General features: G+C 64.7%; 17 protein-coding genes. 5 read left to right on the top strand and 12 right to left on the bottom strand.

Annotated features, from left to right (window positions below):
• Positions 1-15 precede the first annotated feature (15 nt).
• The 6 genes from B0E49_RS20575 to B0E49_RS18360 all read right to left on the bottom strand — a co-directional run bounded on the left by B0E49_RS20575 (position 16) and on the right by B0E49_RS18360 (position 5,189).
• Positions 16-1,050, bottom strand: a complete 1,035-nt coding sequence (locus B0E49_RS20575; RefSeq protein WP_077564022.1) for a DUF3426 domain-containing protein — start codon at positions 1,048-1,050, stop codon at positions 16-18.
• Positions 1,051-1,099: 49 nt separating this feature from the next.
• Positions 1,100-2,008 carry a 50S ribosomal protein L11 methyltransferase gene (gene prmA, locus B0E49_RS18380; protein ID WP_077564021.1) on the bottom strand — a complete coding sequence of 303 codons (909 nt, stop codon included), beginning with the start codon at positions 2,006-2,008 and terminating at the stop codon, positions 1,100-1,102.
• A gap of 27 nt (positions 2,009-2,035) precedes the next feature.
• The gene (gene accC / locus B0E49_RS18375) at positions 2,036-3,385 is read right to left on the bottom strand and encodes an acetyl-CoA carboxylase biotin carboxylase subunit (protein ID WP_077564020.1); all 1,350 of its coding nucleotides are present in this window, start codon (positions 3,383-3,385) and stop codon (positions 2,036-2,038) included.
• Between the two features lie 22 nt (positions 3,386-3,407).
• On the bottom strand, positions 3,408-3,860 hold the full coding sequence (gene accB / locus B0E49_RS18370; RefSeq protein WP_077564019.1) for an acetyl-CoA carboxylase biotin carboxyl carrier protein: 453 nt from the start codon (positions 3,858-3,860) through the stop codon (positions 3,408-3,410).
• Positions 3,861-4,023: 163 nt separating this feature from the next.
• Positions 4,024-4,599 (bottom strand): redoxin family protein, encoded by a 576-nt coding sequence (locus tag B0E49_RS18365; protein WP_077564018.1) that lies wholly within the window; start codon positions 4,597-4,599, stop codon positions 4,024-4,026.
• Positions 4,596-5,189, bottom strand: coding sequence for a hypothetical protein (locus tag B0E49_RS18360; RefSeq protein ID WP_077564017.1), 594 nt, complete (start codon positions 5,187-5,189; stop codon positions 4,596-4,598). The genes B0E49_RS18365 and B0E49_RS18360 overlap by 4 nt, the downstream gene beginning before the upstream one ends.
• Before the next feature lie 85 nt (positions 5,190-5,274).
• On the opposite strand from B0E49_RS18360, the gene B0E49_RS18355 reads away from it, so the two are divergent.
• Entirely contained in the window at positions 5,275-6,924 is a 1,650-nt protein-coding gene (locus tag B0E49_RS18355; protein ID WP_286138108.1) for a long-chain fatty acid--CoA ligase, read from the top strand.
• Positions 6,925-7,008: 84 nt separating this feature from the next.
• Positions 7,009-8,490 carry a UDP-N-acetylmuramate:L-alanyl-gamma-D-glutamyl-meso-diaminopimelate ligase gene (gene mpl, locus B0E49_RS18350; protein WP_077564015.1) on the top strand — a complete coding sequence of 494 codons (1,482 nt, stop codon included), beginning with the start codon at positions 7,009-7,011 and terminating at the stop codon, positions 8,488-8,490.
• Between the two features lie 43 nt (positions 8,491-8,533).
• On the opposite strand, the gene B0E49_RS18345 is transcribed toward mpl, so the two are convergent.
• The 6 genes from B0E49_RS18345 to B0E49_RS18320 form a co-directional block, all read right to left on the bottom strand.
• Positions 8,534-9,664, bottom strand: a complete 1,131-nt coding sequence (locus B0E49_RS18345; RefSeq protein WP_077564014.1) for a 3-deoxy-7-phosphoheptulonate synthase — start codon at positions 9,662-9,664, stop codon at positions 8,534-8,536.
• Positions 9,665-9,856: 192 nt separating this feature from the next.
• Positions 9,857-11,329 carry a metalloprotease TldD gene (gene tldD / locus B0E49_RS18340; RefSeq protein WP_077564013.1) on the bottom strand — a complete coding sequence of 491 codons (1,473 nt, stop codon included), beginning with the start codon at positions 11,327-11,329 and terminating at the stop codon, positions 9,857-9,859.
• Positions 11,330-11,438: 109 nt separating this feature from the next.
• Entirely contained in the window at positions 11,439-12,320 is an 882-nt protein-coding gene (locus B0E49_RS18335) for an NAD(P)-dependent oxidoreductase (RefSeq protein ID WP_077564012.1), read from the bottom strand.
• Positions 12,317-13,471 (bottom strand): rod shape-determining protein RodA, encoded by a 1,155-nt coding sequence (gene rodA / locus B0E49_RS18330; RefSeq protein ID WP_077564011.1) that lies wholly within the window; start codon positions 13,469-13,471, stop codon positions 12,317-12,319. Before rodA ends, B0E49_RS18335 begins: the two co-directional genes overlap by 4 nt.
• Positions 13,472-13,503: 32 nt before the next feature.
• Entirely contained in the window at positions 13,504-15,333 is a 1,830-nt protein-coding gene (locus B0E49_RS18325) for a histidine kinase (RefSeq protein WP_286138106.1), read from the bottom strand.
• A 36-nt stretch (positions 15,334-15,369) separates the two neighbouring features.
• Positions 15,370-16,092, bottom strand: coding sequence for a response regulator transcription factor (locus B0E49_RS18320; protein WP_077564010.1), 723 nt, complete (start codon positions 16,090-16,092; stop codon positions 15,370-15,372).
• Between the two features lie 285 nt (positions 16,093-16,377).
• On the opposite strand from B0E49_RS18320, the gene B0E49_RS18315 reads away from it, so the two are divergent.
• The 3 genes from B0E49_RS18315 to B0E49_RS18305 all read left to right on the top strand — a co-directional run bounded on the left by B0E49_RS18315 (position 16,378) and on the right by B0E49_RS18305 (position 22,263).
• Positions 16,378-18,285 (top strand): hypothetical protein, encoded by a 1,908-nt coding sequence (locus B0E49_RS18315; protein WP_144264620.1) that lies wholly within the window; start codon positions 16,378-16,380, stop codon positions 18,283-18,285.
• A 383-nt stretch (positions 18,286-18,668) separates the two neighbouring features.
• Positions 18,669-19,646, top strand: coding sequence for a helix-turn-helix transcriptional regulator (locus B0E49_RS18310; protein WP_077564008.1), 978 nt, complete (start codon positions 18,669-18,671; stop codon positions 19,644-19,646).
• Positions 19,647-19,935: 289 nt separating this feature from the next.
• Positions 19,936-22,263 carry a hypothetical protein gene (locus tag B0E49_RS18305; RefSeq protein ID WP_077564007.1) on the top strand — a complete coding sequence of 776 codons (2,328 nt, stop codon included), beginning with the start codon at positions 19,936-19,938 and terminating at the stop codon, positions 22,261-22,263.
• Positions 22,264-22,388 lie beyond the last annotated feature (125 nt).

Genomic DNA, 22,388 nt, shown 5'->3' with positions numbered 1-22,388 from the left:
TTGGATGAAAAGATGTCAGGGATAAAAGGCCAGCACGCGGTAACCCGCAATACGGGCCGCGATGGTGTTGTCCGCCACGCCGACAGGAAGCGAGCCGGACCATTCGCCGCCCGCCGCCAGCACGGCCGCGGCGCCCAGATCGGTGGGCAACAGAACCCGGCGCAGCACCGGCTGGTCCTGCGTGTCGGTCAGCGCCAGCTCGACACTGGGCATCGCCAGTGCGACGGGCGCGGTATTTTTGATCGTGAGGCTGAGCTGGTAAACATTGTCGCGGACCTTTTTGAAGGATGAGCTGTCGACCACAATGGATTCGATCTGCCGCAGCGGCGCCACCGTGCAGCGCAGCGGGACGCACAGCCCCTGCAACAGGCCCCGGGTGCGCGGCTCGAAGGCGGCAATCCTGTCGCGCTCGTACACAACCCCCTGCAGACCCAGCAACACCAGTAGCGCGGCGCACGCCGCCATCAGCACGCGGCGAATCTGCGGGCGTTGCCACAGCGCCTTGCGCTGGGCTTCCCGCACAAACGACACCTCCTGCAGGGCCGGGTCGGGGGCCGGGCCCGGCTCGAGCGAAGACGTCGCACTCGGCTCTGTCAGAAACCCGCTCACGGGCGCAGGCTCCGGCTCGCCCGGCAGCACGTCCAGAGGTTCCTCCTGGGACGCGGGCGGCACGACCTCATCCGCAGGGCCAGGTTCGGCAGATGCACCTGGTTCCATGTCCGGCTGTATTTCAGGCGGCGGCAGATCTACGCCTGGCGGCAGCGCCCAGAACTCGTCGTCAGCGTCCTGCTCGATGATTTCGGCGGTGGCTGCCCCTTCGGGCCCGGCGACGGGCGCCGCCGGTGCCGCCCCCGTCGCATTGCTGCTATGGGGCACCGAGGCCACAGACGGGGCCGGCGCCGCGACCAGGGGTTCCGGTAGCAGGTGCTCGGGCGCCTCGAAGACCTCGGCGCACTGGCCACAGCGCACCCAGCCGTCGGAAATCCTGAGTTGGTCGGGCACGACTTTGAACATCGTTCCGCAGGCAGGGCAGCGTGTGATCAGGCTCATGGGTAACGGATTGTAGGGTCGCCGCGCGGCCCTAGCGCCACACCACGATTCACAGCGTGGCGGTCATCAGGATCCAGCCGTCTTCGCTGTCGGCCACCACCAACCGCGCATACGGCGCATAAGCCGCCTTGAGCTCATCGGCCTGGCGCTCCAGAATCCCCGCCATGACGAGCGAGCCACCGGGCTCGACATGCGCGCACAGCAGCGGCGCCAGCACCTTGAGCGGCGTGGCCAGGATATTCGCCAGCACCGTCTGGTAGCGGCCCGTCGCCTGATCGGGCAGGCCGGTGTGCAGGCGCACGGCATTGGCCTGCGCATTGAGTCGCGTGGACTCGACCGCGGCGCTATCGATGTCGACCGCATCGATGTCCACGGCGCCATATTTCGCCGCGCCAATGGCCAGGATGCCGGAGCCGCAGCCGTAGTCGAGCACCCGGCCCAACGGATTGCCCGCGGCGTGTTGCCCGTCAGCACGGCCATGCTGCGCAATCCAGCGCAGGCACATGCGCGTGGTGGGATGCGTGCCCGTGCCAAAGGCCAGCCCCGGATCCAGCCGGATGATGGTGCGGGCCTGCGCCGGCGGCTCATGCCAGGTTGGAACGATCCAGAACTCGGGCGTGACCTCGACCGGCGCAAATTGTGATTGCGTCAGGCGCACCCAGTCCTGATCGGGCACCAGACTGATGCCGAGCAATCGGCATTCATCAAAGAAATCCTGCGCAGCCAGCAAGGATGCTGCCTCTTTTGCTAGTGATTCTGTAGCGAACAAGGCCAGCACGCGCGAGCGCTGCCAGCCGTCCTTCGGAGGCGGCATGCCGGGTTCGCCAAACAGGGCCTGCTCCGCGTCGGTCTGGGCATCAAAGTCTTCCACGGACACGCTCAGCGCATCGAGCGCCTCCAGCGCCTCGCTGAAGGTCTCGACCCGGTCCTGCGGGCACATCAGGCTCAGTTCAAACATGCGTGCTACGCCATGGGGGCTGTTCGCTCAGCGCTTGTGCTGCGCCAGCCATTCTTCGAGGTAGTGAATATTCGTGCCGCCCGCCACGAAATTCGCATCCACCATCAACTCGCGGTGCAGCGGGATGTTGCTCTGGATGCCCTCGATGACCGTCTCGTTGAGCGCGGTGCGCATGCGCGCCAGCGCCTGTTCGCGCGTGTCGCCATGCACGATGATCTTGGCGATCATCGAGTCGTAGTTCGGCGGTATGAAGTAGTTGGTATAGATGTGCGAGTCCACCCGCACGCCCGGCCCACCCGGCGTGTGCCAGGTGGTGATGCGCCCCGGCGAGGGCGTGAATGTGAACGGGTCCTCGGCGTTGATGCGGCATTCGATCGCGTGACCGCGGATCTCGATCTGGCGCTGCGTGAAGGGCAGTTTTTCACCGGCTGCGACCATGATCTGGGTCTTGACGATGTCCACGCCCGTGATGAATTCGGTCACCGGATGCTCGACCTGCACGCGCGTGTTCATCTCGATGAAGTAGAACTCGCCGTTCTCGTACAAAAATTCGAAGGTGCCGGCGCCGCGGTAGCCGATCTTTTTGCAAGCCGCCACGCAGCGCTCGCCCAGCCGCTCGATCAGCCTGCGCGGGATGCCCGGCGCCGGGGCCTCTTCAATCACCTTCTGATGGCGCCGCTGCATCGAGCAGTCGCGCTCGCCCAGATAGACCGCATTCTTGTACTTGTCGGCCAGGATCTGGATCTCGATGTGGCGCGGGTTCTGCAGGTATTTCTCCATGTACACGGCCGGATTGCCGAAGGCCGCGCCGGCCTCGGCCTTGGTCATCTGCACCGCATTGATGAGCGCCGCCTCGGTATGCACCACGCGCATGCCGCGCCCGCCGCCGCCGCCGGCGGCCTTGATGATGACGGGGTAGCCCACCGTCTTGGCCGTGCGCCGGATCTGCACCGGGTCGTCCGGCAGTTCGCCCTCGGAGCCCGGCACGCACGGCACGCCCGCCTTGATCATGGCCTGCTTGGCCGACACCTTGTCGCCCATCAGGCGGATCGACTCGGGGGTCGGGCCGATGAACTGAAAGCCGCTTTTTTCAACCCGCTCGGCGAAATCGGCGTTTTCGGCCAAAAACCCGTAACCCGGATGAATGGCCTCGGCATCGGTCACCTCGGCGGCCGAAATCAGCGCCGGCATATTCAGGTAGCTCAGCGACGCCGAGGCCGGCCCGATGCAGACCGCTTCTTCCGCGAGCTTGACGTACTTGGCCTCGCGGTCGGCCTCCGAATAAACCATCACCGCCTTGACACCCATCTCGCTGCAGGCGCGCTGGATTCTCAGGGCGATCTCGCCACGGTTGGCAACCAGGATTTTTTTAAACATGAGTGGCCGCTTACTTTTAACTTCACTCAATCACGAAGAGGGGCTGCCCATATTCAACGGCCTGGCCGTTCTGCCCCAGGATCTGGGTGATGGTGCCCGACTTGTCGGCCTCGATCTCGTTGAGGATCTTCATGGCTTCGATGATGCAGATCGTGTCGCCTTCCTTGACCGCGCTGCCGACCTCGACGAAAGGCTTGGCCCCCGGACTCGACGACAGGTAAAACGTGCCCACCATGGGCGACTTGACGACGTGCCCCGGCGGCACTTCAGCGGCAGGCGCCGCGGCCGGCGTGGCTGGCGCCAGGCCCTGCGGTGCGATGGCGGGCGCGGCCACCATCACGGGTGCGGCGGCGGGTTGCAGCACGACGCCGCCTTTGACAATTCGAACCTTGCCTTCTGCTTCGGTGATTTCGAGTTCGGACACATTTGAGTCGGACACAAGGTCGATCAAGGTCTTGAGTTTGCGTAGATCCATGAAATCTCCAACGACTGCGGACAATAAGAAAAGCGAGAATTTACTCCAAATTCCGCTTAATGCGCGCTTTTGCCTTTAATTTCTTCTATTTTCTCGCTAGCCAATTGTGCTAGCAATCTCCAGGGCTCTCTGGAGAATGCCCCGCGGCACATCCTGTGCCGGCTTATCCCAGCGCCGCCCACTGCTGCAAATCCGCAGCGGTAAGCTGGCCTATTTTACGATGCAACACAGTGCCTGCCGCACCGAACACCACGGTGAAGGGCAAACCGCCGACCGAATTGCCCAGCGAGCGCCCCAGATCCGTTCCCTGCAGTCCGGCCATGCCCACGGGATAACTGACCGGTGCTTTTTTCAGGAAGCGATTGACCGGCTCCACCTGGTCAATTGCCAATCCAAGAACTTGCCAACTTTTGCCTGAGTTTTCACGGTAAAAGCGGTCCAATAAAGGCATCTCCTCAACGCATGGCGCGCACCAGGTGGCCCAGAAATTGACCAGCAGGGGTTTGCCGCGCAGACTTTGCATGGTCAGCTTTTCCCCGCTGGGCGTGTCGAAAGTCAAACCCCATAGCGCGGCGTCTGCCGCCGTGGCGTGCGGCTGGAATTTCCACCAGGCCACGCTCGCCCCTCCCAGCGCGGCGGCGGTGGCAACGCCCGCATAAAGAATCCGGCGCCGACCACCCTTGGGGCCGATTTTGGGCGTGCCACGCGCAGCCGATGATGGATCGTGATCGTTGCTCATGGCGTCGTGTCCTGCAGCAGCCGGCGCACCGCCTCGATATTGCCGCGCGGGGAGCGGCCTCTGGCATCGGGCTTGAGCGCGCCGCGCAGATCGTCCAGATCGTAGATCAGCAGGTGCACGCCGATGATCGTGTCCAGCTCGCGGCAGATGCTGGACAGGCTCAGCGCCTCTACCGACTCGCCGTGAAAGCCCCTGACGGTGCGCGGCTCGTAGTCCGCCTTGTGGTCAATCAGCGCAATCTCCGCTGATTTGGGGTCATCGCAAAACAACTGGATATAAATGTCCGACAGCTTGGTCGCCGTGCCATGCCAGACCGCGCCCCCCAGATAGGGCCGAAACGGCGCCATGCGCTGCATCCACGACAGCGCCAGCCGGCGCAGCGCGGCGAGCTCAGCGGGCTGCGTGTCGGCACAAAACAGATCGATGTACTCGCGCACCGCCGTTTCAATCTCGTCGTTGCCGGGCAGTTGCGTGCGGGCCGGCAGCCCCATCTGTTTGAGCGCGCGTCGCTTGGCCGGGCCGTATTCCAGCCCTTCCTCCACCACCATACGGGCGGCGGCCGCGGCAATTTCAGATTTCAGGGTATCCATGGAGTTGATTTTGCATTCTCTAACTGGCGTTGCCCGCCTGCACGCAGTAGATTAGACCAAAACCACGATGTCCGGAGACCACCGCATGCCCGCCCCCATGAAAAGCACGATGATGCCCGTGCCGTTGTCGCTGAATCACCTGCTGGAGCGCGCAGGCACCCTGTTTGCCAGCAACGAGATCGTCTCGCGCCTGCCCGACAAATCGCTCAAGCGGCACAGTTTTGGCGACTACTACCGCCGTACGCGGGCCTTGTCGGGGGCCTTGCAGGGGCTGGGCCTGCAAAAAGGCGAGCGCGTCGCCACCCTGTGCTGGAACCACCACGCGCACCTGGAATGCTATTTCGGCATTCCCGCGGCCGGCGGCGTGATGCACACGCTGAACCTGCGCCTGTCGCCCGACGAGCTGGGCTGGATCGCCAATGACGCGCAGGACCGCTTTCTGGTGATCGACGACTTGCTGCTGCCGCTGTACCGGCGGTTCGCGCACCTGTACAAATTCGAGAAGGTCATCGTCTTTCCGTTCTCCGGCGCTCCCGTGCCGGCGGAATTCACCGACTACGAGGCCCTGCTCGCAAGCGCCGACCCGGATGCCTTCCAGTACCCGCCGCACGACGAAAACGACCCGGTCGCCATGTGCTACACCTCGGGCACCACGGGCCGGCCCAAGGGCGTGGTGTATTCGCACCGCTCCACCGTGCTGCACACGCTGGTGGCCAGCCTGGGCGATTTCTGGGGCCTGCGCGGTACCGACGTGGTGCTGCCGGTCACGCCGATGTTCCACGCCAACAGCTGGGGCATGCCGTATGGCGCGGTGATGATGGGCGTCAAGCTCGTGTTTCCCGGCCCGCACCTGCACCCCGACGACCTGCTGGATCTGATGCAGCTGGAGCCGCCGACCCTGTCGCTCGGCGTGCCCACCATCTGGATGAGCCTGATCCAGACTTTCGACGCCGCGCAAAGCCCGGACTCGCCGAACCACGGCCGCTGGAAGCTGCCCAAAGGCATGCGCTCGCTGGTTGGCGGCGCGGCCGTGCCCGAGGCGCTGATCCGCGCGTTCGACCAGCACGGCATCTGGATTTTGCAGGGCTGGGGCATGACCGAAACCTCGCCGGTCGCCACCGTGTCCTACCCCAAGGCCGAGCTGCGCAACGCGAGCATGGACGAGCGCTACCGCCGCGCCGCCATGGCCGGCGTGCCGGTGCCGCTGGTCGATCTGCGCGTCTGGGGCGACGATGGCACCGAGCAGCCCTGGGATGGCCAAAGCGTGGGCGAGGTTCAGGTGCGCGGGCCCTTCATCACCGGAAGCTACCACCAGGTCGCCGTGGACCCCGAGAAGTTCAGTGCCGACGGCTGGCTGCGCACCGGCGATGTGGCCTCGGTCGACGCGATGGGCTTCGTGAAAATCACCGACCGCACCAAGGACCTGATCAAGTCCGGCGGCGAATGGATCAGCTCGGTCGATCTGGAAAACGCGCTGATGGCGCACCCGGCCGTGGCCGAGGCCGCCGTGATCGCGATGCCGGACGAAAAATGGGGCGAGCGCCCGCTGGCCTGCGTGGTGCTGAAACCCGGCCGGGGCGCGACGGCCGCCGACTTCGGCCCGCACCTGCTGGGGCACGGCTTTGCCAAATGGCAGTTGCCCGAGCGCTACGAGTTCATCGACGCCGTGCCGCGCACCTCGACCGGCAAATTCTGGAAGATGAAGCTGCGCGAGCGCTTTGCCAGCAAAACCTGAGCGCTACGATTTCAATAGCTGATTGTACATGTTGCACAAGGGCTGGAGGCCTGAAACACGTTGAATCCCGCCTAAAATCGGTGCATGCACATTCATATTCTGGGGATCTGCGGCACCTTCATGGGCGGCCTGGCCGCGCTGGCGCGCGAGTCGGGCCACAAGGTGACCGGCTGCGACGCGGGCGTGTATCCGCCCATGAGCGACCAGCTGCGCGCGCTGGGCATTGACCTGATCGAGGGCTTTGGCGCCGAGCAGTTGGCGCTGCAGCCCGACATGTTCGTCGTCGGCAACGTCGTGAGCCGCGCCCATCTTAGCGACGGCACAGCGAAGTTTCCGCTGATGGAAGCCATTCTGGATGCCGGCCTGCCCTACACCAGCGGCCCGCAGTGGCTGGCCGAGCATGTGCTGCAGGGCCGCCACGTGCTGGCCGTGGCCGGCACGCACGGCAAGACCACCACCACCTCGATGCTGGCCTGGATCCTGGAGTGCGCCGGCCTGCAGCCGGGCTTTCTGGTCGGCGGCGTGCCGCTGAACTTCGGCGTCTCGGCGCGCGTGGGGGGCGACCGTGCGGCAGAGGGCTCTGCTTCGTGTCCCCCGCCCGCTTTGCGGGCTCCTCCTTTACCTGCGCAGAGCCCTCTGCCGCATGGCCGCTCCTTTTTCGTGATCGAAGCGGACGAATACGACACCGCATTCTTCGACAAGCGCAGCAAGTTCGTGCACTACCGCCCGCGCACCGCGATCCTGAACAACCTCGAGTTCGACCACGCCGACATTTTTGACGACCTGGCCGCCATCGAGCGCCAGTTCCACCACCTGGTGCGCACCGTGCCATCCACCGGGCGCATCGTGGTGAACGGGCTCGAAGAGAGCCTGGCGCGCGTGCTGCACCAGGGCTGCTGGAGCGAGGTGCGCAGCTTTGGCGCGGCAGTGAGCGATTTTTCCGCCGTGGGCGAGCCCGGCGCCTTTGACGTGCTGCTAAAAGGAGAGCGCGTGGCGCAGGTGCGATGGGCGCTGGGCGGCGTTCACAACCAGCTCAACGCGCTGGCCGCGATCGCCGCGGCCGAGCACGTGGGCGTTACGCCCGCCGCAGCAGCCCAGGCGCTGGGCGAGTTCCAGAACGTCAAGCGCCGCATGGAGGTGCGCGGCAGTGTGGGCGGCATCACGGTGTACGACGACTTTGCGCATCACCCGACGGCGATCCGCACCACGCTCGACGGCCTGCGCCGCCAGGTCGGCCCGCAAGCACGCATCCTCGCCGTGTTCGAGCCGCGCAGCAACACCATGAAACTCGGCACCATGAAGGCGCAGCTGCCGTGGAGCCTGGAAGACGCCGACCTCGCGTTCTGCCACGCCGGCGGACTCGACTGGGACGCGCGCGAGGCGCTGGCGACTATGGGCGTGGGACCGGGCTGCAAGGCCCAGGTGGCCGGCAACCTCGACGAACTGGTCGCGCAGATCCAGGCGGCGGTGCGGCCCGGCGACCACATCCTGTGCATGAGCAACGGCGGCTTTGGCGGCATTCATGCCCGGCTGCTCGCGATGCTGCAGACGCTACCAAATCAATAGCCATATTTCATTGTCCAGAATGGTCTAGGGCACAGTTTTATGCTCAGGCCTTGCGTGCGCGGCGCGCCTTGACCGCGTCGGACAGCAGCTCCAGCACCCGCAGTGAATCGTCCCAGCCCAGACAGGCGTCGGTGATGCTCTTGCCGTATTCGAGCGCCTGCGGCCGGTCCTTGCCGGGCGTGAACTTCTGCGCACCTGCGACCAGGTGGCTCTCCACCATCAGGCCGAACACGTTGCGCGAACCGCCGGCGACCTGCGCTGCGATGTCGCGCGCCACCTCGATCTGGCGCTCGTGCTGCTTGTGGCTGTTGGCGTGACTGCAATCGACCATCAGGGTGGCGGGCAGCTTCGCCGCCTCCAGCTCCTTGCAGGCCGCGGCGACGCTGGCAGCGTCGTAGTTGGGCGTCTTGCCGCCGCGCAGGATCACGTGGCAGTCCTTGTTGCCGTTGGTCTGCACGATCGCGACCTGGCCGTTCTTGTGCACCGACAGGAAGTGATGCCCGCGCGCCGCCGCCTGGATCGCGTCGGTGGCAATGCGGATGTTGCCGTCGGTGCCGTTCTTGAAGCCGATCGGTGCCGACAGGCCCGAGGCCAGCTCGCGGTGCACCTGGCTCTCGGTGGTGCGCGCGCCGATCGCGCCCCAGCTGATCAGGTCGCCGATGTACTGCGGCGAAATCACGTCGAGGAATTCGCTGCCGGCCGGCAGGCCCTGGCGGTTGATCTCGATCAGGAGCTGGCGCGCAATGCGCAGGCCCTCGTCGATGGCGTAGCTCTCGTCGAGGTAGGGGTCGTTGATCAGGCCCTTCCAGCCGACCGTGGTGCGCGGTTTCTCGAAATACACGCGCATCACGATCTCCAGCGTGCCGGCGTACTTGGCGCGCTGCGCGGCCAGGCGGCGCGCGTAGTCGATCGCGGCCTCCGGGTTGTGGATCGAGCACGGACCGATGATGACCAGCAGCCGGTCGTCCTTGCCGGCAATGATGTGGTGGATGTTCTTGCGCGTTTGCGTGATCAGCGATTCGACGGCGGTGCCGACGATCGGGAAGAAGCGGATCAAATGTTCTGGCGGGGGCAGCACGGTGATGTCCTTGATGCGTTTGTCGTCGGTCTGGCTGGTTTTCTCGACGCTCGCATACCAGCTCTCGCTGGTGGGGGCTGTGGCCTTGGCATTCATTGTGTCGCTCCTGTTAAATCAATTCGGGCATAAAAAAACCGCCGGGGCTGGAGGCGCCGGCGGTTCGATGTGAGGTGCGCTCTGCTACGCGATTGCCTCTCGTCCGCCGGGGACTGAGAACCAAAAGTAAAAATAGAAGGCGCTGCGTGCTTGCATGGTTGTGAAATGTAGCACTTTTTTCAAAAACCCCGCTCAGGCCGTTCCACCCACCGTCAGCCCGTCGATGCGCAAGGTAGGCTGGCCCACGCCCACGGGCACGCTCTGGCCTTCCTTGCCGCAGGTGCCGACGCCGGGGTCGAGCTTCATGTCGTTGCCGATCAGCGTCACGCGGGTCAATGCGTCTGGGCCGTTGCCGACAATGGTCGCACCCTTGACCGGGTACTGGATCTTGCCGTTTTCGACCCAGTAGGCTTCGCTGGCCGAGAACACGAACTTGCCGCTCGTGATGTCGACCTGGCCGCCGCCGAAGTTGGTGGCGTATAGACCCTTCTTGATGCTGGCGACGATTTCCTTCGGGTCCTTGTCGCCGCCCAGCATGTAGGTGTTGGTCATGCGCGGCATCGGCACGTGCGCGTAGCTCTCGCGCCGGCCGTTGCCGGTGGGCTTGGACTTCATCAGGCGCGCGTTCAGCGAGTCCTGCAGGTAGCCCTTGAGGATACCGTCCTCGATCAGCACGTTGCGCTGCGTCGCGTTGCCTTCGTCGTCCACGTTGAGCGAGCCACGGCGGTCGGCAATCGTGCCGTCGTCCAGCACCGTCACGCCCCTGGCCGCCACGCGCTGGCCCATGCGCCCGGCAAACGCGCTCGAGCCCTTGCGGTTGAAGTCGCCCTCCAGCCCGTGGCCGATGGCCTCGTGCAGCAGGATGCCCGGCCAGCCCGAGCCCAGGACCACCGTCATCTCGCCGGCCGGGGCGGGGCGCGAGTCGAGATTGGTCAGCGCGGCATGCACGGCCTCGTTCACGTAGCGGGTGATGACCTCGTCGTCGAAATACGCCAGGCCGAAGCGGCCGCCGCCGCCGCCCGAGCCCATTTCACGGCGCACCGTGCCACCCACCGTGGCCTCGGCGATTACGGTGACGGACAGGCGCACCAGCGGACGCACATCGGCGGCCAATGTGCCATCGGCGCGCGCCACCAGCACCACGTCGTACTCGCACGCCAGGCCGGCCATGACCTGCGCCACGCGCGGGTCTTTGGCACGTGCCAGTTGCTCGGCTTTTTCCAGCAGCTTGACCTTGGCCGCGCTGTCCATGCTGGCAATCGGGTCCAGCTCGTTGTACAGCGAACGGCTCCCCGCTATCTTTCTGCTAGCTGCCTTGACCCGCCCGGATTGGGCCGCGGACGAAATGGAGCGCACAGTCAGGGCCGCGTCGAGCAGCGACGCCTCGGAAATATCGTCGGAGTAGGCGAACGCGGTTTTCTCGCCGCTGACGGCGCGCACCCCGACGCCCTGGTCGATGCTGAAAGAGCCGGTCTTGACGATGCCCTCTTCCAGGCTCCAGCCCTCGGAGCGCGTGTACTGGAAATACAGGTCCGCGTCGTCCACCTTGTGCGAGGTGATTTCCGCCAGCGCGCGCGACAGGTGCGCCTCGGTCAGGCCAAAGGGTTCGAGCAACAGGCGCTGGGCGATGGCCAGGCGTTCGATGGTGGATTCGCGGGAGATCATGAGGCCATTTTAGTTCTCCGCCGCGCCGTCACTGAATTGCCGTAGATTCCCGCCTGCGCGGGAATGACGATGGGTTTGGAGGAGGCGCCGCAGGCGCATCGGGGGTATTTCATTTCAGCAGCTTGAACACACTGGCGTCGTCTTCACCCGCCAGGCCCGCATCGATGGCACGGGCAAACGTGTCGCAGGCGACGCGGCCCAGCGCCGGCTCGAACCCCGTGGCCTGCGCGGCGGCAAGCGCCAGCCGCGTATCCTTGGCCAGCAGCGTGGTGTGGGCGCGCGGCGCGAAGTCGCCCGCGATGGCGCGGCGCAGGCGGTCCGAGCCGATCCAGCTCTGCCCGCTGGACTGCTCGATCACGTCCAGCGTGGTGCCCAGGTCCAGCCCCATGCGGCCCGCCAGCGCCAGCACCTCGGCCGCGCCAACCAGGTTGATGCCCGCCAGCAGGTTGTTGACCAGCTTCGTGCGCGCGCCGTCGCCGGGGCGCTGGCCGATGCAAAACAGCTTGTTGGAGAGCGCCTGCAGCAGCGCGAGGTGCTGCTCGAATACGGCATCGGGGCACGCGACCATCAGGCTCATGGAGCCGTCGCGCGCACGCACCGGGCCGCCCGACATGGGCGCGTCGATGGTGTGCAGGCCGCGCCCGGCCAGTTTGTTGGCGAACGCTTCCACGTCCTGCGGCGCGATGGTGGGACACAGCATCACCGCCTGCCCGGCGCGCATCGCGGGCGCGGCACCGTCGGCGCCGAACAGCACCTCGCGGGTCTGCGCGGCATCGACCACGCAGACGATGATGACTTCGCAATTGATAGCAAGCTGCGCAGGGCTGGCATGGGCTACAGCCCCAAAACGCTCAAGCTCATGTTCTTTGGCCGGCGCCAGATCGCGCACATGCACCGGCCAGCCCTGCGCCAGCAGATTGGCCGCCATGCCCGTGCCCATATTGCCCACGCCGATGATGCCGACCGGCGTCTTGTCTGCGGAATGCGTCATGTCTGCACCAGCCGTTTGGATTTGGAGATGGACATCAGGATGCCGATGCCCATGCCCAGCGTGACCATGGCGGTGCCGCCGTAGCTGATGAAGGGCAGGGGCACGCCAACCACCGGCAAGATGCCGCTGACCATGCCCATGTTGACGAACGCGTAGGCAAAGAACATGAAGGTGATCGAGCCCGCCAGCAGGCGCGAAAACAGCGTGGGCGCTTCCAGTGCGATCATCAGCCCGCGCAGCACCAGGAAGACGAAACCCGCAATCAGCAGCAGATTGCCCAGCAGGCCGAATTCTTCCGCAAAGGCCGCAAAAATGAAGTCGGTGGTGCGCTCGGGCACGAAATCCAGGTGCGCCTGCGTGCCCTGCATGAAGCCCTTGCCCCAAACACCGCCCGAGCCGATGGCGATCATGCCCTGGATGATGTGAAAGCCCTTGCCCAGCGGGTCGCGCGTGGGGTCCAGCAGCGTGCAGATGCGCTGCTGCTGGTAGTCGTGCAGCACCGCCCAGCGCACGCCATCGGCGCACAGCCGCGGCTCGAACGCCACCACCAGCGTGATCGCGACCAGGCCCAGCAGCACCGGCGGCAGGATCAGTTTCCAGCTCAGGCCGGCAAAGAAAATCACCGCCACGCCGGCCGTCAGCACCAGCAGCGCCGTACCCAGGTCGGGCTGGCGCATGATCAGCGCGGCGGGCACGGCCAGCAACACGCCGCCCACCAGAAAATCCAGCGGGCGCAGCTGCCCCTCGCGCTTCTGGAACCACCAGGCCAGCATCAGCGGCATGGCAATCTTGAGGATTTCACTGGGCTGGATCGTGACGCCCAGATTCAGCCAGCGCCGCGCGCCCTTCTTGGTGACACCGAAAATGGCCACGGCGATCAGCAGCGCGACCCCGAGCGTGTACAGCGGCACCGCCAGGCTGGCCAGGCGCTGCGGCGGAATCTGCGCCACCACGAACATGATGGAGCCCGCGATCAGCATGTTGCGGCCGTGGTCGTAAAAGCGCGCGCCGTTGTCGTAGCCCGACGAATACATCGTCACCAAGCCGGCGCAGGCGAGCAGAAATACGGCAAACGCGAGCGGGCCGTCGAAGCCCCGGAACATCGGGGTGGCACGTTGCCACAGGGAAGGTTTGTCAAATACCGCGGACATGGCGTGATTATCCCGTGCCCGGACCATCCCGCTCAGGCCAGCCTGATTTCCACCACCGTGTGCCCCGGCTCGCTGTCCAGCGCCAGGGTCGCGCCGATCGAGGCGGCGCGCTCGTGCAGGGACAGCAGGCCCTTGCGCAGCGGCGCCGCCGCGTCGAAACCACGGCCGTTGTCGATGATGCGCAGCTGCACGCCGGCGCCCAGCTGGCGCGCGTCGATGCGCAGCCGGCTCGCGTGCGCATGCTGCAGCACGTTGGACAGCGCCTCGAACACCATGAACTGCAGCTGGCGCATGGCGCCGGCATCGAGCCGTGCCAAAGGTTCGAGCAGTTCCACATCCCATTGCAGCTCGATGTCGGAGGCCGCAAAACGCGGCTCGAGCCGGTAGCGCAGATTCGCCAGCAGGGCCGTGACGTCGCCGGGCGGCAGGTTCATCGCGTCGATGGACAGCTTGAGCTGGTCCAGCGAGTCGCGCAGGGTCAGCAGCACCTCGTCGTGGCTGGCCTTGCCCGATTGCAGCTGGCGGATCGCGGCGCTGATGTGCGAGCCCACGCCGTCGTGCATGTCGCGCAGGATGCGGGTGCGCTCGGTGGTGCGCTCCTGCTGGCGCGCCAGCTGTTCGACCTGCGCGTAGCTTTGTGCCAGTTCCAGCTCCTTTTGCGCGACCCGGCTGGCCAGATTGGCCAGCAGGTCGCGCGCCTGCCCGCTGACCTCGCGAAAGCGCGTGAGCACGATGTAGCCCAGGGTCAGGCCGAACACCACCGAGGAGTAGCGCGTGTACGTATTGCCGCCGAACGCGTCGGAGAAACGAAACACCACCCAGTCGCGCAGCCCGATCGCGACGTTCAGCACCAGCGCCAGCGCCACCGGCACGCGCATGGCGGTGGGGTGCCGCACGGTGGCCCAGCAGTAAAAAATGCCAAACGGCAACGCGATGGCCGCCAGCAGGCCGTACCACAGCGTCAGCAGCCACGGCAGATGCCAGGCGTAGGTGGCGAAGGCCGCCACGCCGCCAGCGGCCAGCAACAGCCAGAGCGAGCGCAGGAACGCGGGCGACCAGCGATGCTGCGCCCAGCCCGCCGCAATGCAGCAAAAAGCCATCATGAAGCAGACCCAGCCGCCCAGCGCCACAGCGCTGAGCGGCCCCCACAGGGACCACGGCAGCGGCGGCTGCTCGATCAGGACGGCGCCCACACGCAGAGCCCAGCTGAGCTCGGCCAGGCCCGCGAACAGGTACAGGGGATCACGCCGCAGGCGCCCCGGCTGGGTCGGATCGGTTTGGGTCAACCACAGCGCCAGCGCCATGGCGCCCACCAGCAGGCTCAAAATCACCACCACTTCGGAGCCGGTCACGCGCCAGCGGTATTCGGCGTTGTACAGCGCATCCACCTCATGGTCGGGCCCCACCACCACGGCGGGGACGCCGCCGCGGCGTCCGGTGTCGGCCCGGATGCGGATGTGCAGCAGGTTGTCTTCTTTCAGCAGTTGCGGCGGCAGGGCCACGGTGCGCGGCACCTGGCCATAGTCGTCGCTGTTGAAGGCCTGCAGGTTGCCGTTGCGCTCCAGCATGGTTCCGTTCAGCCACACCTCGTAGGCGTTGCCCAGGCGCAGAAAATAGACCTCGTAGGGCTCGCTCGGGCGCTCTGCCAGCGCAAAGGCCACGTCGAAGGTCGCAGTGCCGGGCTGGCCGCGGTGCAGACGATCCCAGTTGTAGGGCAGCGCGACGGCCTTCTGCGTGGTCACCCCGTTCACGGCAATGCTGGCGTTGGCCTCGCGCAACTCCAGCGTCGCGGCGCCCGCGCCGCAGGCCAGCCCCAGCCAAAGCAGCAGCCCCGCAACAACACGAACACGGCGAATCATCATGCGCGCATGGTAGCGGCTGACGCGCCGCGCTCCCGCTCAGCCGTGCGCGCGCAGCAGGCCGAGCTTGGTGGCCTCAAAAACGGCCTCGCTCTTGGAGTGCACCGCCAGCTTGCTGTACAGGTTCTTGATGTGGGTTTGCACGGTGTGCACGCTGACCGACTGCAGGCGCGCGATCTCCAGGTACGAAAACCCGCGCGCGATCAGCTCCAGCACCGCCTGCTCGCGCCTGGAAAGCAGGCCGCTGTTGGCCGTGGCTTGCGCCTCGAATGCTACCTTTTCAATAGCCTCCCGCGCACGCTGCTCCTGGGCTAGCGCCTGATTTGACTGCAAACTCAGGTACTTGGACAGGACCCGGCGCGCGATCATCGGGGAAATCGGCGAAGCGCCGTCCTTCATCTCCAGAATGGTGTGGGCGATGTCGTCGGGCGTCGAGTCCTTGTGGATGTACCCCAGCGCGCCGGCCTCGATGCTGGCCAGCACATTGTCTTCGTCGCCGAACATCGAGATCACCAGTGGCTCGCAGGCCGGGTGCAGGCGCGTGGCGTGGCGGATCACGTCGAGTCCGCTGCCGTCGGGCAGGCCCAGGTCGGTCAACAGCACATCGACCGCATGGGCCGGGTCGTCCAGCCAGGCGCGCGCCTCGGCCACCGAGCCCACGCTGGCGGCCAGCGCCAGCCGCTCGCAGCGCGTCACGCTGGCGGCAAAAAACTCGCGCATCTGCGAGTCGTCTTCAACAATCAATACACGCCACACCGGCATCTTCCTGGCTCCGAACTGGTTTAAATCTGTAACACGGCGCGAGCATAAGCGCAGCTTGGGCGAACCGCCAGCCGCACCTCCTCCCATAAATGGGGGAATTCGCTATCAACGTCGCGGCAGTCCGACAGTGCCCCATGTTTATGGGATGCAATTTGTCACAACTATCGGCCCAATGCGTTCCAGGCGAATTCCGAAGGGATCTCCGGAGCGCTTCGTTCAAATTTTTTGGAGGAACTTATGACGATCAAACTCGGAAAATTGGCACTTGCATTTGCAGGTGCTGCCATGCTGACCGTAGCAGGGTGTGGCGGCGGCGGTGGCGGCACAAGCGTATCGCCGCCAACGGCGGCCAAGACCAGCGTGCCCGTGACCGTGATCGACGGCGCGATCGAGAACGCCACGGTCTGCCTGGACAAAAACCTCAACGGTATTTGCGATAGCGGCGAGCCGTCGGGCAAGACGGACGCCGACGGCAAAGTGACGCTGCAGATTGATAGCGCGGACGCCGGCAAATATCCGGTCCTCGCTATTGTCGGGACCGACGCCGAGGACTTCGATACCGGGCCCGTACTCGTCCCCTTCACGCTCAAGGCACCTGCCGACAAGCCCGCCGTGATCAGCCCGCTGACCACGCTGGTGCAGGCTTATGTAGAAGCCAGCGGCGGCACCTCCACAGCAGCAGCCGATGCCATCAAGGACAAATTGGGCCTGAGCGCCTCACTTTTCGATGATTTCACCAAGGATGCCAGCGACACCGGCAAACAGGCCGGCACCGTGGCGCGCCTGATCGTGGTGACCACCCAAACGCAGCGCACCGCGACCACTGACGCCAAGGGCACGGATGGGGCAGCATTGACCAAAGCTCAAATCGACGCGGCGATCAACGCCCGATTGCTGCAGATACTCCCCAGCGTGATCCTGGCGGTACTCGATTCACCGGTGTTGTCCAGCGGCACCGCCACCTTGGCGGAAAAGGAAGCGGCCATTGCGGCGGCCGCACAGCAGGTTGCCACCGAATCTGGGTTGTCCAAGGACAACATCGGCCTGGTGGTGGCGGCCAACAGTCAGACCAGCGTGCCCGACAATGCCTCCGAGACGCCCACCGACACGGTGAGCCTGCGCTGGTTCGAATTCACCGATGTCAACAATTACTACCTGCGGGCATTCAGCGCGACCGCCGCGCAAAACACCCCTGACGCTGACGGCAAGCGCCACTTCACGGAATACCGCAACCGCAAGGTGAATGGCGACGAGCTCGAATGGGGCGAAGGCCTGAACAACTGGATACGCCCGCAGATCTACTGGACCGGTACCGAATGGTTCGATTGCCCGACCAATTTTGTTCACGAGTCGTCGGCATTCAACGCGGCGGGCGAGTCGGAGTCGCTGTACTGCAAGAGCCAGAAGAGCAAGGCCAAGCGTTACGACCGCGACATCGCGGGGCTGAAGATCATCGACGTGGTGCGGGAGATCCGCGCCTACCCGTTGGCTGACAATCAGGGCAAGTTCTCCAATTGGGGCCCGAACCCGGAACTCCCCGCCATCCAGTCCCTGCTTGGCAACACCGTGTTCCCCGCCGGCGCCAAGCTGCGCTACCAGACCAGCACAGATCTGGAAAACCCGGAGTACTACGACCGCACCGCGAATGGCCGCGCCACCATTCCCCAGGCAGACGATCCGATGAACGCGAATACAGCAACGTGGCGCGACGCAACGCTGGCCCAATTCATTGGCTGGAACGCCGGCGACCTGACGGGCGCGGTCCCCATCGCCAACGTCAATGGCAACAATGCCCGGGTGCTCATTTCGGCCCGTGACTATGTCAAGGCCGACGGCAGCGCCGCGTACAAGCGCTACATGGTCGGCTTCGACGCTTCGACGCAGAAAGCCCGCTTCTATGAATGCGAAGGCGACATGGCGTCTCGCGCATCGACGACGCCGCAGAACCGCACGCTGCCTGGCACATGTGCCGCCATTCTCAACACCACCTACACCATCGCCACACGCGGCGACGCCAAGGTGTTGCGCTTCGCGGCAGAACCTACCCAACTGGGCAACACGAGCTATCGACTGTTCGTGGAGCGCAGCGGCATCACTTACGTCGGCGGGCAGGACAAACTGCAGGTCAATAACCAGCAGCGCCTGAATCTGCAGGCAGCCGACGTGCTTGGCGCCAGCCTCGGTCTGGACTAAGCGTTCACCGCCTTTCCTGGCTTATCCCGTCACAGGCGGGCCATGCCTTCCATCCAATCCGGGTGGACGGCATTTTTTCAGCATGGCTTTCGCCCGCCGACCGCACAGTTCCTCACGGGTAAATCTCGCGCGTTCTCGACTAGCGTAACTACCAACTAGCCGCGCAACGTCAATCGCAGTAGAACGTACATCGTGTAACCTCGATTTCCGGGCACCGGGACGGCGTTCATCATGAGTGGCTGAACACACATCGCTACTCTATTGCCTTCCCAAAGGGCAGCCATCGTCTCGCTGGCCGGTCGTCGCCGTTAGAACAGTTTGGCGCGGAAAGAAAACATTCAATCTCCGCAGGTTCTTTCACTGTTTGGTGGGAGGCGTACCAAATGGATGAGTTCGGCGAACTGCTACTCGCGATCTATCGCGGCGCCCGAGAAATTCCGCTCCAGGACTTTCAGGAATTCGCACTCGACCACGTCAAGACCATCGTGCACTTCGACATGGCGCGCTGGGGCGTGAGCGTGCAGGATTCGCGAGGAGTCGACTATCACCATCCGTGCGTCCTGAACGATCCCCCGGAAGCACTTCAAATTTACGCGGAGATTCGTGATCAAGATATTTCGCCTAGACAGGTGCTTGACCACCCCGGCCGCGCCTTCAACTATCACCTGACGGCACTGTCCTCGGTCGATCGGTCGACATCCGGAATTTTTGCCTACGCACGGCGATTTCGCCATGAGCACGCGCTCATTGTGGGTTTCAAGAGCCCTGATACCGGCCTCGTCAAATCGGTCTCCCTCTACGGCGCCTACACCAACCGTCCCTTCACGGAAGTTCAGCGGACCTTCATTCAGGCGGTGGTGCCGCACCTCATGGAAGCATGGACCATCAACCATGCCGTTCACCTCGAAAAGATGAGAGCGCTCTTCGGCGAGAAGGCGTGGAGCATGGCGATCGCGGATGGTGCCGGCCATCTACTGTTCACGGAGGACGACTTCGAATCTCTGCTGTGCAGCGAGTGGCCTGCGTCACGGCACCTTACGGTCCCCGGACCGCTGTACGACGCGGTGACCGGACGGGACACGCGGTCGTGGTACGAAGGCCGGGCGCTGGTCGTCGTGGCCACACCGATCAAGGGATTTCTCTTCCTGAGAGGCCGCCGCCGCTTGCCCGTCGACAGCCTGAAGCCGCGCGAACGCCAGGTCGCCAGGCAGATCGCCCAGGGACTGACGCACAAAGAGATCGCGCGGCAGCTCAACATCGCTCCCGCGACGGTGCGCAACCACATGCAGTCCATGCTCGAACGGTCCCATGTGCGCAATAACGCGGAGTTGGTGGCTCAATTGAAGTCTGCCGGGTATTGACCGTCTCTCGACCCCGCAAGCGGGACGGGTGTTCGGCAATTGACCCGATCCGGGCGGCCTGGCGAGCACTCGACGGGACCATGAGCGTCCTCTTGACCTGAACCCGGATCAAGCACTTCGGCAGCACCGGCCCACGTGGAAACCTGTTTCACAAAGGTTTCATCCGTGTTGCAGGGCCATCTGCATGGGTTTTGGGCTTTATGCCATCGCAGATAGTGCGTTTGCATCATTGCTCTGTGCATGGCGATATCTATCCTAGTCATATCGTTCAAATTTCTGGGAGAAACTCATGACCAACAAACTCGAAAAACTGGCACTTGCATTTGCAGGTGCGGCCATGCTGACCCTAGCAGGGTGTGGCGGCGGCGGTGGCGGCACAAGCGTATCGCCGCCAACGGCAGCCAAGACCAGCGTGCCCGTGACCGTGATCGACGGCGCGATCAAAAACGCCACGGTCTGCCTGGACAAAAACCTGAACGGCATTTGCGACAGCGGCGAGCCGTCGGGCAAGACGGACGCCGCGGGCAACGTCACCCTGCAGGTGCCCACGGAAGACGCCGGTAAATATCCGATTCTCGCGGTGGTCGGCACCGACGCGGTCGACGCGGACCACGGCCCCGTGACGACCCCCTTCACCCTGCAGGCCCCCGCCGACAAAACGGCCGTGGTCAGCCCGCTGACCACCCTGGTGCAGACCCTGATCGCCAGCACCGGGGCCACCAGCGCCCAGGCGGAAGCGTCCGTCAAGGCGCAAACCGGTCTCAACGTTTCGCTGTTTGCCGACTTCACCAAGGGCAGCACGGCCGACAGCCAGGCCGCCGGCACGCTGGCCCGCATGGTGGTGGTGACCACCCAGCAACAATCCAGCCTGCTCGCCGGCGCCGTTGGCACCACCGCGATGGATGGCGCGGTGATCAGGCAGGCCGATCTGGACAAGATCATCCAGAACAAGCTGCTTGAAATCCTGCCGGCGCTGCTCACCGCCCTGGCCGACCCCAGTGTTCAGGCCGCCGCCTCACCCGCGGCCATGGAAGCGGCTCTGCTGGCCCAGGCCAATGCGTTGGTGGCCGACACGGGTCTGACGACCGCGTCGGCCGCCACGCTGGTCGCGATCAACAACCAGCTCGCTTCATCCCCCACTGCCGGGGCCGACACGGCCGTCGCGAGCGCAACCCTGCGCAGCCTGAATTTCAAGGACGCCACAAACTGGTCTGCCAGGACCCTCGTTTCCACGCTGGCCCAGAACACCCCGGATGCCTCGGGCAACACCAAGTTTGTGAGCCGCCGCTACAACAGCGTCAATGGCGCGGTGGCCGCCTGGAACAACGGGGGCAGCCCGAACCGCCAGTCAGACCTGCATTTCAACGGTTCGAACTGGGTCAGCTGCGCCGTGAACGTTGAGAGCACCAGCACTACACCCGATGCCAACGGCAACTCAAGCTACGATTACTGCGACAAGGTGGAAACCGGCAGATCGAATCGCGCCGTGTTCGACATCGCCGGCCGCTCCATGATCGACGTGTACAACCAGATCACGACGGCGGGCTATACCAACCTGTCCATCAATTTGGCAGCCAGCGTGCTGGGTTCCGCCAAATTCCCGGCCGATGCCAAGCTGTCCTACCAATCGACCACGCCCTTGAGCACAGCGGTTGCCTATTACCCGGGAAGCAGCAACTACGTGACGCTGTACAGCGCGGAAGTAGCCGCTGGCGGCGATACCACCAGCGGAGGCGCAGCAGCCTGCAACTCCTCCGAGTTTTCGCTCCCGCCGACATACCAGGCCACCAAACTCGAAGATTTGATCAACACAATCAAAGGGACTCCCTGCGTCTTCGTCCAAAACACCCTCCAGGGCACATCTTTCGTCAGCGACGTACCCAATGAGGCCTGGGGCCAGAGCACACTGGGCATTGGCCAGCTCGGCTCGGTGAACTTCAACAGCACACCGACGGGGTATTACACCGGCAACATCAAGATTCGTGTGGCCTTCACGGGCACTGGCACCAACCCGGTGACCTACTACGCGTGCAAGGAGCGATTTACCAATGGGTCCACCCGCAGTTGCACCGCGATCGGGACGGGCTCCTACACCATCTCCACTCTGGGCGACGCACGCGTCATGACGCTGAGCAATCCGCCGCTGATCGCCAGCGGGCTGGGCTACCAGGGCGTGTTTGTGGAACGCGGCGGCAAGGTCTACTTCGGCTACCAAAGCAACACGACCACGATCAACACCGCGGGGCTGAATCTGGCCGCCACCAACGCCCTGGCCTCCCAGCTTGGGCTGCCCGCCGTGGACCCGGACACGCCGTTGGCCTTGACGAGGACGTCCTACACGGGCGATTGGGAGGTGTCCGACCCCAATGCCAACGGCTCAACCATCATCCATATTTACGGCGGTGGCAATGCCGACTGCACCTCGATTGACGGCAGTGGCACCACCAACTATGCGTGCACCGTGGCATTCACGGACCTCGCAGCCGGCGCCTTCAACCTGTCAGCTCCTGACGGCACCGCCACGGGCACCCTCAACTTCCTGACGGGCGCGGCGAGCGGCACCTATACAGATACCAACCCGCCTGCGACGGGTAACTTCATCGGTACACGACGTTAAACCCCACCACGGCGGCTGACAAACGGGCAATTTTCGGGTTCAGGAGAAGGCGGCTCGGATCTTGCCCAAGATGAGTTCGCCGCCCGCTTACGCCGAATCAACGTGTCGTCATATTCCATTTCTAT

This window comes from Polaromonas sp. C04 (assembly GCF_002002705.1).
Taxonomy (GTDB): Bacteria; Pseudomonadota; Gammaproteobacteria; order Burkholderiales; family Burkholderiaceae_C; genus Rhodoferax_A.
Note: the sequence above shows the minus strand (reverse complement) of the source record. Positions and strands in the feature narration are given on the sequence as shown.